The 14,420-nt window shown below is 64.4% G+C and carries 11 protein-coding genes; 4 read left to right on the forward strand and 7 right to left on the reverse strand.

Going from position 1 to position 14,420, the window contains the following annotated elements:
- The first annotated feature begins 7 nt into the window (after positions 1–7).
- A complete protein-coding gene (locus AC1DXU_RS25540; RefSeq protein ID WP_477373420.1) occupies positions 8–1,753 on the forward strand; it encodes an adenylate/guanylate cyclase domain-containing protein in 1,746 nt (581 codons plus the stop codon).
- Between the two features lie 404 nt (positions 1,754–2,157).
- Positions 2,158–3,489 carry an APC family permease gene (locus AC1DXU_RS25545; protein ID WP_477373422.1) on the forward strand — a complete coding sequence of 444 codons (1,332 nt, stop codon included), beginning with the start codon at positions 2,158–2,160 and terminating at the stop codon, positions 3,487–3,489.
- Between the two features lie 78 nt (positions 3,490–3,567).
- On the opposite strand, the gene AC1DXU_RS25550 is transcribed toward AC1DXU_RS25545, so the two are convergent.
- Positions 3,568–4,344 carry a helix-turn-helix transcriptional regulator gene (locus tag AC1DXU_RS25550; protein ID WP_477373424.1) on the reverse strand — a complete coding sequence of 259 codons (777 nt, stop codon included), beginning with the start codon at positions 4,342–4,344 and terminating at the stop codon, positions 3,568–3,570.
- A 123-nt stretch (positions 4,345–4,467) separates the two neighbouring features.
- Between AC1DXU_RS25550 and AC1DXU_RS25555 the strand changes: the two genes are divergently transcribed.
- The gene (locus AC1DXU_RS25555) at positions 4,468–5,883 is read left to right on the forward strand and encodes an amidase (RefSeq protein ID WP_477373426.1); all 1,416 of its coding nucleotides are present in this window, start codon (positions 4,468–4,470) and stop codon (positions 5,881–5,883) included.
- 44 nt (positions 5,884–5,927) lie between these two features.
- On the opposite strand, the gene AC1DXU_RS25560 is transcribed toward AC1DXU_RS25555, so the two are convergent.
- The 6 genes from AC1DXU_RS25560 to AC1DXU_RS25585 form a co-directional block, all read right to left on the reverse strand.
- Positions 5,928–7,085 carry a YncE family protein gene (locus AC1DXU_RS25560; protein WP_477373428.1) on the reverse strand — a complete coding sequence of 386 codons (1,158 nt, stop codon included), beginning with the start codon at positions 7,083–7,085 and terminating at the stop codon, positions 5,928–5,930.
- Between the two features lie 140 nt (positions 7,086–7,225).
- Positions 7,226–8,506, reverse strand: coding sequence for a GNAT family N-acetyltransferase (locus AC1DXU_RS25565; RefSeq protein ID WP_477373430.1), 1,281 nt, complete (start codon positions 8,504–8,506; stop codon positions 7,226–7,228).
- Entirely contained in the window at positions 8,506–9,918 is a 1,413-nt protein-coding gene (locus tag AC1DXU_RS25570; protein WP_477373432.1) for a lipopolysaccharide biosynthesis protein, read from the reverse strand. The genes AC1DXU_RS25565 and AC1DXU_RS25570 overlap by 1 nt, the downstream gene beginning before the upstream one ends.
- Before the next feature lie 311 nt (positions 9,919–10,229).
- Positions 10,230–10,730, reverse strand: coding sequence for a hypothetical protein (locus AC1DXU_RS25575; RefSeq protein ID WP_477373434.1), 501 nt, complete (start codon positions 10,728–10,730; stop codon positions 10,230–10,232).
- Positions 10,731–10,905: 175 nt separating this feature from the next.
- Positions 10,906–11,241 (reverse strand): hypothetical protein, encoded by a 336-nt coding sequence (locus AC1DXU_RS25580; RefSeq protein WP_477373436.1) that lies wholly within the window; start codon positions 11,239–11,241, stop codon positions 10,906–10,908.
- Complete coding sequence (locus tag AC1DXU_RS25585) at positions 11,219–11,491, reverse strand: DUF4242 domain-containing protein (RefSeq protein ID WP_477271053.1); 273 nt, start codon at positions 11,489–11,491, stop codon at positions 11,219–11,221. Before AC1DXU_RS25585 ends, AC1DXU_RS25580 begins: the two co-directional genes overlap by 23 nt.
- Positions 11,492–11,728: 237 nt before the next feature.
- On the opposite strand from AC1DXU_RS25585, the gene AC1DXU_RS25590 reads away from it, so the two are divergent.
- On the forward strand, positions 11,729–14,317 hold the full coding sequence (locus AC1DXU_RS25590) for an ATP-binding protein (protein WP_477373516.1): 2,589 nt from the start codon (positions 11,729–11,731) through the stop codon (positions 14,315–14,317).
- The last annotated feature ends 103 nt before the right edge of the window (positions 14,318–14,420 follow it).

Here is a 14,420-nt window from a genome sequence, read left to right on the forward strand (position 1 = left end):
CGGCGCAGTGACCACGCAGCGCCACCTCGCAGCGATCCTGGCTTGCGACGTGGTCGGCTATTCGCGCCTGACGGAGCGCGACGAACGCGGCACGCTCGAGCGGCTGAAGATCTACCGCAAGGACCTCCTCGAACCGCTGATCTCCGAGCACCAGGGTCGGATCGTCAAGCTCACCGGCGACGGCATGCTGTGCGAGTTCGCGAGCGTCGTTAACGCGGTGACCTCGGCGATGGCGATCCAGCAGGCCCTGGCAGAACACGAGGCGGAGACGCCCGAGGAAGAGCGGATTCGCTTCCGCATCGGCGTCAATCTCGGCGACGTGGTCTGCGAGGAGGACGGTGACCTTTACGGCGACGGGGTCAACATCGCCGCCCGTCTCGAAAGCATCGCCGATCCCGGCACCGTGGTCGTCTCGGGCACCGCCTACGACCACCTTCAGGGCAAGCTCGACTGCGGCTTCACGCCGCTCGGCGACCTGCGCCTCAAGAACATCGAGCGGCCTGTGCGCGCCTACCGCGTCGAGACCGACGCCAGCGCCTTGGTGGGCGCACCGCCTCCCCTGCCCGAAAAACCCTCGATCGCGGTTCTGCCTTTCACCAACATGAGCGGCGACCCCGACCAGGAATACTTCGCCGACGGGCTGGTGGAGGACATCATCACGGGATTGAGCCGGGTGAACTCCTTCTTCGTAATCGCCCGCAACTCGTCCTTCACCTACAAGGGCCGGGCGGTGGACCTGCGCCAGGTCGGGCGCGAGCTGGGCGTCCGCTACGTGCTCGAAGGCAGCATCCGCAAAGCAGGATCGCGGGTGCGCATCAGTGGGCAGTTGGTGGACGCGATCAGCGGACACCATGTCTGGGCCGACCGCTTCGAGGGCGACGTGAGCGACATCTTCGACCTGCAGGACAAGGTGACAGAGAGCGTCGTCGGCGCTGTCGAGCCGAGCATCCGGCTGGAGCAGATCAAGCAGGCGCGCATGAAGCCGACCGACTACATCAGCGCCTACGACCTCTATCTTCGCGCGCTGCCGCGCTTCTACAGCATGACGCGCGAAGGCTTTGCCGACGTGCGCCGGCTCACCAACGAGGCGCTCAGCATCGACCCTGGCTTCAACCTGGCAAAGGGGCTTGGCGCCTATATCCGCAGCGTATCCGTGAGCCAGTGCTGGCATGAGCCCGACGATGTCCGGGTCGCCGTGCGCATGGCGCGCGAGGTACTGGCGGAAGCGCGCGACGACCCCACGAGCCTACGCTTCGCCGCGCAGGTGCTCGCCTACAGCGCGAAGGACTACGAGATGGCGTTGGGCACGATAGAACGATCCTTGCTGCTCAACCCCAATTCGGCGCAGGGCCATACGAGCAGCGGCTGGGTGAACGCACATTCCAGCCGCCCGCTCGTCGCGATCGAGCATTTTCACAGGGCAATGCGGCTGAGCCCGGTCGACCCAGAGAAGGGCATCGCGCTCTCCGGCATCGGGATGAGCTACCTGATGCTCGAGCGCTATGAGGAAGCGCTGGCATGGGGAGCACGCGCGCTGCAGGAGATGCCGAACTACGGCACCTCGCACCGGGTGGTGATCATGGCGCTGGTCAAACTCAACCGGCTGGACGAGGCGCAGGCGGCGGCGCGGCGTCTGATGGAGGCGTTCCCGATCTACACGCTCACCCTGCAGAGACAGATCAACCCGTGGCGGGACAAGGTGTTCGCCGAGCGTTACGTCGAGGCGCTGGGCATCTCCGGCGTGCCGGAGTGATCGTCGCGGTTGCACGATGCCCTCTCCCGCGAGTCGCGTCAGGCTAGGCGACGTCCCGAAGATCGCGGGTGGTCCGGCTAAGAGCACCATTTTCCCGTAGTGGCACCCTACCGCATATCCCCCGTATGCCCCCTGCGAGTACCGGCCAGGCTGCGGCCAGACCGTCAGGCCGTGGCGTACCAGGCCGGTTCTCATAGGATCGATCGGCGTGGCCGAACTTACACACAGGATCGGGCAGCGAGTGCCGCATAATCCCTTGGGGTTATGGTCGCGCTGCGCCGGCTAAGTCATGTTCGCGGCATCTTGAAAGAATGCGAACGGAAGCCTGCGCGGAACAGTTCGATGTCAAGTCCGCCCCGGTCTCCAGAAAAAGCATCGGACACAACCCTCCTGGAGGCGGAACAATGAACGATACAATCAAACTCGACCGCGCGCTCGGCCTCTGGTCCGTCGTGCTTTTCGGCCTCGCCTACATGACGCCGATGATCGTCTTCGGCACATTCGGCGCGCTGGCGACGACAAGTCAGGGAACGACCGCGATGGCATATCTGGTCGCGGCCGCGGCCATCCTGTTGACGGCCATCAGCTACGGCGTCATGGCACGGGTCTATCCGGTTGCCGGATCGGCCTATACCTATGCCCGCCGGTCGATCAATCCCAGCGTCGGCTTCCTCGTCGGCTGGGCTGTTCTGCTCGACTATTTCTTCTTGCCGATGGTGATCTGGCTGATTGGTGCCGCCTATCTCACTGCGGCCTTTCCGGCCGTGCCGAGCTGGGTTTGGATCATTGGCTTCATCGCGGTGACGACGCTGGTCAATGTCATCGGCATCGCCTTTGCCAATCGCGTCAACTTCATCCTGATGCTGGTGCAACTTGCCGTGCTGGTGGTCTTCCTGGTGCTGGCGGCGCGCTATGTGATCGCGCTCAACGGCCCTGGCGGACTGGTTTCCGTCACGCCCTTCTTCAAGACCGGCGTGCCGTTCTCGGCCTCGGTCGCCGGTGCTGCCATCGCAGCATACTCCTTCCTGGGTTTCGACGCCGTGTCGACGTTGACCGAAGAGACCAGGGATGCCAAGCGCACCATGCCGAAGGCGATCCTGATCGTCGCGCTTGCCGGCGGCTTCATCTTCATCGTCTCGGCCTATCTCACTCAACTGGCCCACCCAGGTGCGGATTTCGCCTCGGTCGACGCTGCCGCCTCCGAAATCGCCAAGGCGATCGGTGGCGACCTCTTCGTGACCATCTTCCTGGCAACGCTGGTGGTGGCGCAGTTCACCTCGGGTCTTGCCGCGCAAGCGAGCGTCGGCCGGCTGCTCTACGCCATGGGCCGTGACACTGTGTTGCCCGCGTCTTTCTTCGGCAGCCTGCATCCGAAATGGCACACGCCGATCCTGAACCTGATCCTGGTCGGTGTGGTCGGCCTCGCGGCGCTGACCATGGACGTCACCACCTCGACTTCGTTCATCAATTTCGGCGCCTTCCTCGCCTTCACGGCCGTCAACGTCTCGGTGATCGCGCTCTACCTGAAGCGCGATCAGCAGGTTCACCCGCTCGGCGTGCTGATCGGTCTCGTCATCCCGGCGCTGGCGGCAGTCTGTGACCTCTTCCTGCTGTGGAACCTTGATGGAAATGCCAAGGTTCTCGGCCTCGTCTGGCTGGCTGTCGGCGTAGTCTATCTCACCTACCTCACGAGCTTCTTCCAGAGCGCGCCGCCGGAAATGGATTTCGCCGAATAGCAAAGCAGCGAGACCCGACGGTGCCGGGTCCTGGCGCATCGAGTTCGAATGGATTTATTGGTGCGCTTCAAATCCACCTCAAGCGAGGAACAGCCGGAACAGCTCGGCCTGGCTTGAGATGGCCAGCTTGGAATAGACCTGCCGGCGATGGACCTTGACCGTGTTGGGCGATAGCGAAAGCACCGCGGCGAGCGAAAGGTTGGAATGTCCCTTGAGGATCAAGGTGACGATTTCAAGCTCGCGCCGGGTCAGCAGCGGATGCTCGATCCTCGCCGCGGGAACTGTGTTCTTGATGTCGAGCGAGAGGCCGGGAACATGAAACCAGTGCCGCGCCGCCAGCGCGCAGATCGCCGGAGCAGCGGATCTGAACAGATCCAACTCCTCGCCGAAAAACAGCGCCGCGGTCCCGGTTCGCGACAGCGAGAGGACGCCGGTGAAGCCGTTTTCCAGCCTCAGCACGAAGCCGATCTCGTCGACGATTTCGGTCGTGGCGTAGTGCAGGCGGTAATATTCGGTCTGCAGGAAATTGTCTGGCGCCAACTCTCGCATGACGATCATGCGCTGGCTGCTGTCGCCGCGCACGGCATCGTAGAACGGATCCAGCACATAGGCGCCGGCAAGATAACGGTCGACGATGATCGATCGCGCGGCCACGATCTTGTCGTTGTAGAGGTCGAAGGCGTGGCCATCCGGCGAATAGAGGAAGCCGTTCATCATCTGAAAGGGCGCCAGCAGGCGCAACGCCGCCGCCAGCGCATCGGGAAATCCGCGCACGCCGATCGCGGCCACCGCCGCGCCGAGGCTGGCATTCCAGACATCGAAGGACGGAGGCCGGACTCCGGCAGCGGACTTCATGGTAACGGCAAGCCTCTTCTTCGGGCGCGCTTGCGAAATTGGGCAGGTCCCGCTGGACAGAAGAAGCACGCTTTCCCTTTCACGCGCAATCACCCCGTCTAGGAAGCCGCTGGAGACCTTGCCATGACCCATCCACTGGACCTGACCGCCGTCGAGATCGCCAACGGCATCCGTTCTGGCGCGTTCAGCGCCGAGGCCGTCGTGGCCGAGTCGATCCGTCGCGCCAGGATCGTCAACGAGACGCTCAACGCGTTTGCCGTCATTCGCCAGGACCAGGCGCTGGAAGCGGCGCGGCGCGCCGACCAGGCCGTGGCACGTGGTGAAGCGGCCGGGCCGTTGCACGGCGTGCCGTTCGCAGCCAAGGACCTGACGCCGACCGCCGGCGACCTGACCACTCTCGGTTCGTGGACGCGGGGAGATTGGGTGCCGTCCGGGACGGCACTTTGCATCCGCCGCCTGGAGGCGGCCGGAGCAATCCTGATCGGCAAGACGACGACGCCTGAATTTGCTTTCTCCAGCTTCACCAACAGCCCGCGCTGGGGCATTACCCGCAATCCGTGGAATCCCGAGCGCACCAGTGGCGGCTCCTCGGGCGGGTCGGCGGTCGCCGTGGCGATGGGCGTCGTACCGTTCGCCGAAGGCACCGACATGGGTGGTTCGGTCCGCATTCCGGCGGCCTTCTGCGGCGTGGTTGGATTGAAGCCAAGTTTCGGGCGCATCCCGATGACCATCCTGCCCAGCGTCTTCGACAACATCTCGCATTTCGGGCCGCTGGCGCGCAGCGTCGCCGATGCCATCGCCTTCATGGCGGCGACGTCAGGCGGCAGCGACGAGGACATCTCCTCGCTGCCGATCGCGTTCGACATCTCTGCAGCAAATACGGGTGGGCTCGAAGGCAAGCGCTTCGCGCTGTCGATCGACCTTGGCTACTACGCCATCCAGCCGCAGGTGGAAGCCGTCCTCAGGCAGGCTGTTGCCGAGATGCGCAAGGCCGGAGCCGTCGTCGAAGAGGTGCCGATCGCCTGGACGCGGGCCGTCAATGACGAGTGGTTCGATCTGTGGTGCGTCTTCATGTCGGCCTTTTTCGGCAACGAACTTGCCGGCCATCGCCACCACATGGACCCTGCCGTCGTCGCCATGATCGAACGCGGCCTGGCGATGAACGCGACCGCCTACAAACGGATCGAACTGCTGCGCACCTCGATGTGGCGCGATATGGCGAGAATCTATGAAAGCTACGACGCGCTGCTGTGCCCGACCTGCGCCATCACCGCACCGGCGGTGAGTCAGACCGACGATGACTATAGCTCGACGCTGCCTGACGGCCGCTTCATGGGGCTCGATATGACGTGCCCCTTCAACATGCTGCCGCAATTGCCGGCGCTGTCGCTGCCCGTTGGTTTGGCGGCCGACGGCTTGCCGGTCGGTCTGCAGATTGTCGGTCGGCGATTCGCCGACGAACAGGTTCTTTCCTATGGGGCCGCTCTGGAAGCGGTTTCAGGTTCCGGTATTGATGCCCTGCGGGCACCGGCACGGTGACCGCGTCGCCGGCCGCGTCGGCCCTTTCTTGAGCGCGTCGGCGCTCATCGCATATTCCCCGTATGCCCTTGCGAATACCGTCCGGGCTGCGGCCAGACCGTCAGGCCGTGCGGCTCGACCCCGACGCGGATCTTGGTGGTGGCGCCTGAGGTCGTGTCGATCATGTAGACGTCGCTGTCGAAACGGCCGGCCAGCCATAGCTGTTTGCCGTCGGCGCTGACATTTCCCATGTCGGGGCTGCCGCCGCCGGGGATCGGCCATTGGGCTACGACCGCGCGGGTGGCGAAGTCGATCACCGTCACGCTGCCCGGTCCGTTTGCCTTGCCTTGCTCCATCCGGTGCGAGCCGCGGTTTGAGACGTAGAGCCGCTTGCCGTCGCGGCTGACGACGAAGCCATGGGTGCCGATGCCGGTCGGGATGAAGCCGATTTCCTTGAAACTGTCGCCGTCGACGAGGAACACGCCGTCATTCATCATGTCGGCGATGTAGAAGACCTTGCCGTCGGGCGAGAGGCGGATGTCCTGCGGCATGCCCATTTTCGAGAAATCGAGATGGCCCAGCACCTTCTGGTTTTTCAGGTCGATCTTGGCCAGCCCGCCATTGCCGTATTCGCAGGTGAAGATCGCGTAGGCGCCGTCGACCGAGAAATCGGCGTGGTTGATGCCGGGGCAGGTCGGCGTCGGCAGGCTCGACTTCAGCGCCATGGTATGGGGATCGCGGAAATCGAGCTGCTCCAGGGCTTCATCGACGATGATGGCCGCGCTGCCATCCGGCATGAAGTAGACGTTGTAGGGATCGTCCACGAAGATCTGCGGGCCGGGCTTGCCGGTCATCGGATCGATCGGCGTCAGGCTGCCGTTCTTGCCGGTGCCATTGTTCGCGACCCAGAGCGTCTTCAGGTCCCAGGACGGCACGACGTGCTGCGGTTTGCTGCCGACGGAGAACTTGTCGACTTCCTTCAGGGTCATTGTGTCGATCACAGTGACGCTGTTGGAGGAGCGGTTAGGCACATAGACGCGCGGCAGCGCGCCAAGTGTCGCCGGGCCGAGATGGCCGGCGGCGGTGTGGCGGTAGATGTTGATGGGCGGCGCGGGCTCGCTGCAATCCTCGGGACAAGTATCGGCCCAGGCACCAACGGGCAGCAGTGCAAGCAGCAGGAAGGCCGCACGGGGACCGGCGTTATGAAAAAAGGTTCTGATCATCAGGATGGCTTGTGGTGAAGGCCGGCCGAAATTGCCGGCGCGACCCATAGCTTGTGTTTTGCCGCTGATCCAGCGCCTTTTCAGCGGCCTCCGTGTATGGTTGAGAGCCGAATTGCTTGGGTTGGAAGACCACCTCTGGCCTACCGCCGCCCGAGCAGGCTCTTCATGCGGTTGCGCAGGATGCGCGCCATGTTGCGGGTCTCGCGGTAGAGATGCAGTTGCGAGGCTGCCTGGCGGGCGAGGCGGTCGGCGTCCGGCGTCAGCCCGATGACCAGCGAGCCGACCGGCCTGCGCTCGCTCCAAAGCCGGCTCATCACCGGATGGTCAGGCACGGCGCAGGAATCGGTCATCATGATGTTGGGGTCATCGAGATGCTGCCGGGTCACCTCGATCATCAGCAGCGTGCCCGGCGAATAGGCGGCGAGCGTCTCGTCATAGGCGGTCTTCCAGGTGTAGGCAACGCCGGCTTCGACAAAGACGATCAGGCAAGCGACGGTGCGGCCATCGAGCGTCAGCGAATGGATGCGGCACAGATCGTGTTCGGCCAGCCGGTGCACGGCCTCGCGGGCGAAGGCGGCTCGGTAGCGGTCGATCGCCATGGCGGTGCGCTCGCGGCCTTTCCAGCCGGCGGCTTCGAGCGTCAGGAAGCTTTCGATGGCGTGGCGGATCTCGTCCGGCCCGCGCGCCACCACATGCTCAAGTTTGCCAAGATCGGCGAGGCGCCGCTTCAGCCGGCGGAACTCGCGGTAATGGTGCGAACGTAACGAGGCCTTGAGGTAGGCGTCGCCATCGAGCTCGCTTTCAAGGAACGGGCGGTCGGCCTTGCCGGTGGTGACCATCGTCAGGCCGCGCGTCTCGGCGACGCTGGCGAGCAGGCTTGCCACGGCGCCGTCGAGCCGCATGTCGGGCAGCACGAAGACCTTCGGCAGCTTCAGATGCGGCCGCGACAGCATCGCAAAGAAATCCTCGACGACGCCGACCGGATCGTCGCGGTCGATCAGCGGCGTGCCGATCGGGCCGAACGGGCTTGACCAGGTGCGCATGACCGGGACGCCGAGCGGCACCGCCGGCTTTTCCACCGAGAACGGCACCAGCAGGCGCAGGCGGTTGCGGTATTCGTCGCCGTCGCGGATGACGGCCAGCCGCACTTCGCGGTCTTCCAGCCGGGGCATTGCCGGCGCCAGGAAGCGCGGGTTGAAGAAGACGTTGGGCTCGATGGTGCGGGTGCAGAGATAGTCCAGTTCCTCGACCAGGTCGAAGCCGGCGGAGGCCGGATAGATCGCCAGCTTCCGCTGCGGCCGGTTGTTGGCCAGGATTTCGAGATGGGCAGGATCGGCGTCGCGCTGCAGTCCGGCAAGGCCGGACACCATGGCGCCGGCCGGGCCGCCGCTGGTTTCCTCGAGCAGGGGGGTGGCGGCCATCAGGCGTCTCCCCTGGCGGCCGGTACGGCGGGCACGAAGATGAGCATGACGATGCCGAGCTTGCGCCAGACGGTGAAGGACAGCGCGCTGGCCTCGAAGATCATGGCGAAGCTGGTGGCGATAGCCGCGCCCCACAGGCCAAACAGCGGGATCAGTACGACGTTGAGGCCGATGTTGAGGGCGAGCGTCATGGCATAGACGGCCGCACAGATGTTCTGGTTGCCGCTCATTGTCAGCAGGCTTTCGCAGGGGCCGACGGCGGCGCGGGCGACGACGCCGAAGACCAGCAGGAACAGCAGCGGATAGCCTGCGGTGAATTCAGGGCCGAACAGCACCAGCATCGGCCAACCCAGCGCCAGCACCAGCAACGCCATCGCCAGCGACGGCCAGAAGGTCCACGACACCGTCTCGCGGGCGAAGGCGGCGAGCTTGTCGGGGTCGCCATGGGTGAACTGCGCGTAGCGCTGGGCGACGCCGGCCTTGACGGCGAAGTAGACGAAATGCACCAGCGCCAGCGTCTTGACGGTAGCGAAGTAGACGGCGACGTCGTTGGGGTCGAGATAGGCGCCGACCATCAGCACATCGGCATTGGTGAGCAGGAAGAAGAAGCTCTCGACCAGGAAGATCGGCAGCGAGACGATGAACCATTGCGCGAAATGCACCTTCATCGGCCCGGCCGGGATTTTCTTGTCCATGCGCGTGGTGACGCCGATCAGCTGCGCCAGCGTGGTGGCGTAGGTGGCGGCGATCGAGGCGAAGATCGCGGTCCTGGCATCGGGCGCGTAGCCGACCATCAGCATCAGCGCCATCAGCGCCAGGATCAGCACCGGCCGCACCAGATAGGTCGGCGACAGCGCAAACAGCGCCCATGAATTGGCGCGCGACAGCCCCTGCAAAAGGTCGCCCATCGCGATCATCGGCAGGCAGATGACACCGAGGATGAACGGCACGACATAGTAGTTTTCGATCAACGGCGAAAACAGCCAGACGCCGAGCGCGCCGAGCCCGGCGAACAGCGTCGAAGCGATCAGTACGAACAGGCGGCTGGCCACCACGATGCCGCGCAATTCGTCCATCATGCCGCGCTCGCGGTATTCGGGAATGAAGCGGATGACAGAGGTGTGGAAGCCGAGGCAGGCGAGGTTGCCGACGATGACCATCGTCACCCAGACGAGGACGAAAATGCCGTATTCGAACGAGCCCATCCAGCGCGCCATTAGCACCTGGCTGACGAAAGCGATGACGGCGCTGATGATGCGGATGGAAAAGGCGATGATCGACATGCGGCCGGCTTCGCCGCGTTCGTCGGCGGTGAACAGTACGGCATCGATGCGGCCAAGCAGCGGCCTTATGCGCAGCGCCAAGCGCTGCGGCAAAAACCGGCCGGCTGTCGTCGCCGCGGAAAAGCGCACCCCGATTTCACTCCGTTTTCCGCCTCTTTTCTGGGTTTGGTGTAGCCAAAACACATTAAGAAAGCGTGGGCGGAGAGAGCCCTTCTCCCCGTCGCTATACGGGGAGAAGGTGCCGGCAGGTGGATGAGGGCAGCGCAAGCTTTCGGGGATTTGCGCTGATACCCTCAAGCCAGGGAATTTGTTCAGAGAGGGGGCATGGTAGTAAAGCCGCGGGAGATCGGCCAATGGCCAACCCCTGTGCTGCCCCTCATCCGGCCCTTCGGGCCACCCTCTCCCCGTATAGTGACGGGGAGAAGGAAGAAGCGCCGGCCTTACATCCCCTTCATCGCCTCGCAGGAGACGTTCGGGTTCATGTCGGCGAAGGTGCCGGTCGAGTTCTGTTTCCAGGCCCAGACATGCAGCTCGTAGAACGGGCCGAGTCCGTAGCGATTGGGGGCGCTGTTGAAGTTGAACAGCTGGCCGCCGAGCGAAGCCGGGCCTTTCGAGGTGATGTATTCGACCGCCACCAGTTTCAGCGTTCCGTCGGCCATCGGCTCGTACATCACCGCCTCGGGCTTGGCGACGTCGACCGCATCGTCCTTGAGATAGGTGGGATTGACGTAGTGGATGCCCATGGCGCCGCCGGTGATGCCGCTGGCGCAAGGGATCGGGGCGTAGCCTTCGGCGGTCGCCGCCGACACGTTTGCGAAGCGGTCGTTGGCTGTGCGCACCATCTCGGCCAGCATGTTGGCGTCGTGGGCGTGGGCGGCTGTGGCCGCCATTGACAGGACTGCGAGGGCGGCGAAGCGTCCGGTCCAAAGCGTTTTGGTCATGATCTTTCCGTTCATTGTTGATGACGCGACAGGACGACCGGCGGTCAGGCCGGGCGTGTTGCATGCTGCAGCGTCTGTTTTGCAATCCGGAACGGACCGTCCGTCCGGTTTGTTCAGGCCAGGCGGCCTTTGCGGTTTCAAAAATGTCTTTGCCGTTCAAAATGGCTTTGCGAAATCAGTGGTCCCACCAGTAATATTGCCAGTATTCCCGCTGGATATCGCGCTCCGACAGGCCGATGTCGCGCCTCAGAAAATCGTCCTCCAGGGGCAATCGCCGCCTGCCAAACAGATACGAAGGCAGGTTCGACGCGAACCGCCATAGACGGCCGAGCAGGGAGGTTGCCTGGTCTCCCACGACAGGCGCGGCTTCACCGACCGGCAGGCCAGCAAGCAGGTCGCCATCGCCGCGAAGGGCAGTTTGATGCTCATTGATTTGCCCATCATTTGGGATTTGCCGATCGTTTGGGATTTGCCGGTCGTCTTGGGATTCAACGGTAAAAGTAAGGGTCAAGAACCCGCACCTCCATGATCTTGTCGACCGGCAGCGAATTCTTGTGGGCGGCGCTGCGGATCGCCTCGGGCGAAGGGCCGTCATAGATGCAGAAGCTGTGCTTCTTGTCGGGCGTCACGAAGGACTGCACCCAGGTGACACCTTTTTCGGCGTTGCGCATGACGACGCCGCCGAGCGCATCGGCGCCGATTTCGGTCATCGGCACGTTGAGCCCGTCTGGAAATGTACGTTCCACCACATAACGAGGCATGGGAAGCTCCTCTTCTCATCGATTCACGCTCGGTCCGAGCGCGGCTGGACAATGATCACGTCCGGCAAGAGCGCACATCGGAGCCATTCCCTATTTTTGGCGGGACGATTCCCTATGTTGGCGACGTTATTTGTGGAGAGAGTCACTGGAATGTGTGCAAAGTCACATTGCAGCGCTTTCGCCCAGGGCTATCGTGGCGGCAGCCGCCACGGTGGCCGATCTCACGAGAGAATGACAATGCTTCTGGAACGGCAGACACAGCTGGAGCAACTGGACGGCCTGCTCATGGAGGCTGGCCGTGGCCGTGGCCGGGTGGCGGCGCTGGCGGGAGAGGCGGGCGCCGGTAAGACGTCGCTGGTCGAGGCCTTCATCGAGCGCGCGGGAGAAGGTGCACGCATCTTGCGCAGCGCCTGCGAGGATCTGTCGATACCCGATCCGCTGGGGCCGCTCTATGATCTCGCCCGGGAGGCGCATTGGGCGCTGCCGCAGGCGATCGACCATCGGCAAGGACAGAGGCTGCCGCTGTTTTCCGATGCGCTCGAGATTTTCGAGACCAGGACGCAGCCAAGCTTGCTGGTGATCGAGGATCTGCACTGGGCCGACGACGCGACGCTGGATTTCGTTCGTTTTCTCGGTCGGCGCATCGTCAACACCCACATCCTGCTTCTGGTGACGGCGCGCAACGACCGCAGCGAGGCGCAGATGCGCGTGCGCCGGGCGCTGGGGGAAATCCCGGCGGGCAATGTCGCGCGCGTCGACGTGCCGCTGCTCAGCGAGGCCGCCGTGCTGTCGCTGGCCGATGCGGTGGGCCGCGATGGCGATGCCATTTATCGGGCGACCGCCGGCAACGCCTTTTTCGTCACCGAATTGCTGTGCGCCGAAAATGCAACGACGCCGCCGGCCAGCGTGCGCGACGCGGTGTTGGCGCGGGCCGAGCGACTGTCGGCCGGTGCCCGTTCGATGCTCGATGCGGTGTCGGTATTTCCACGCCGCGCCGATGCGTGGGCGTTGCAGGGCCTGTGCGGCGTCGCCAGCGCCGGGCAGCTGGCGGAATGCGTCTCCGCCGGCCTGCTGGACGATATGGGCGACGGCTATGCCTTCCGCCACGAGATCGCCCGCCGCGCAGTCGAAATGATGCTGACGACAAGCCACAGGCGGCAATTCAACCAGCGCGCTCTGGCTGCCCTGCTCGAAAACAGCGAGGTCTCCGCCGGCCGCCTGGTGCATCACGCGGTGGAGGCGCACAATCTGGAAGCCGTGCGCGAACTCGCGCCGATCGCCGCGCGCGAGGCATCCCGCGTCGGCGCGCATCGCGATGCCGCCGGCTACTATGAGGTCGCCCTACGCCATGCCGACAGCCTGCCGGCGGTGGAGCGCGCGGTGCTCTACGAGAAGCATGCCTTCGAGTGCCATCTCATCGGCCAGATCGAAGAGGCGATCGAGGCGCAGAGCCATGCGCGCCTGCTGCATCAGGCTCAGGGCAACAGAGCGAAGGAAGGCGACAGCCTGAGATGGCTGTCGCGCTTTGCCTATCTGATGGGCGACCGCAAGGCTGCCGACGCCTTCGGCGAGCAGGCGGTGGCTCTGCTGGAAACCGTGCCGGCCGGCGCGGAGCTCGCCATGGCCTACTCCAACCTGTCGCAACTGGCGATGCTGGCCGAGCGGCTGGACGAGGCGTTGCGGCTTGGCGAAAAGGCGGTGACGCTTGCCGAGCGCATGAACCGGCCCGACATCGTCTGCCACGCGCTCAACAATCTCGGCAGCGCCGGGCAGTGGCTGGATCTGGCGGCGGGGCGGCTGCACCTTGCCCGCAGCCTGGAGATCGCGCTCGAGCAGAACTTTCAGGAACATGCGGCGCGCGCCTTCACCAACAGCGCCTGCAGCGAGATGAACCAGCTTGGCTTCGACGCGGCGCAGTCCTTCCTCGATCGCGGCATCAACTATTGCGTCGAAAACGATCTCGTCACCTGGCGTGACTATATGCGCGGCGTGCTGGCGCAGCTTTTGCTGCGCCAAGGGCAATGGGAAGAGGCCGCCACCGAAGCGCTCGATGTGCTGTCCAACGACCATGCGACCATGCTGGTGCGCTATCCCGCACTGATTGCACTGGTGAAACTCAGGATCCGGCGCGGCGATCCCTCGGCCGAACCGCTGTTCCAGGAGATGAAACAGTTCCTGGAAAAGGGCACGGAGCTGCAGCGGCTGGCGCCCTATGCTTGCGTCATGGCCGAGCAGGCATGGCTCGGGCAAGGCGACAGAGATGAGGCGCTGCGGCTGATCGATCTGGCCGACAGCCTGTCGCCGACACGGGCGGTTTTCAGCGAGTTGGCGACATGGCGCCAGAAGCTGGCTCCGCATAGTCACCCCGGCGATACGTCAGGCATGGCCGCGCCCTACCGGCTGCTTCTGGACGGCGACTGGCAGGCGGCGGCGGCCCTTTGGGCCGAGCTCAACGCGCCTTACGAACGCGGGCTTGCACTCGCCCAGGGCGACGAGGAGGCGCAGCGCGCGGCGCTGGAGATTTTCGAAAACCTTGGCGCCAGACCTGTGGCCCAGCATGTGCGCGAAACGATGCGACGTAACGGCGTCAATCACATTGCAAGGGGGCCGCGCCGCACGACGCGCGAAAACCAGGCCGGCCTCACCCAGCGCCAGATGGAAGTGCTGCAGCTGATCGAGCGCGGTTTTTCCAACAAGCGGATTGCCGAGCAGCTGACCATTTCACCGAAAACCGTCGATCACCATGTCTCGGCGGTGCTGGGCAAGCTGGAAGCGGTTTCGCGCGGCGAGGCGACCGCGGCGGCGCGCGATTCGGGGCTGTTGTAGGCCGGTCCTGTTCTGACAGGCGGACCATCTCAGGCGCCAGCGCTGCCCCTCATCCGGCCCTGCGTGCCACCTTCTCCCCGTGAACGGGGAGAAGGAAAAAGGG

Source organism: Mesorhizobium sp. P3_A10 (assembly GCF_056403175.1).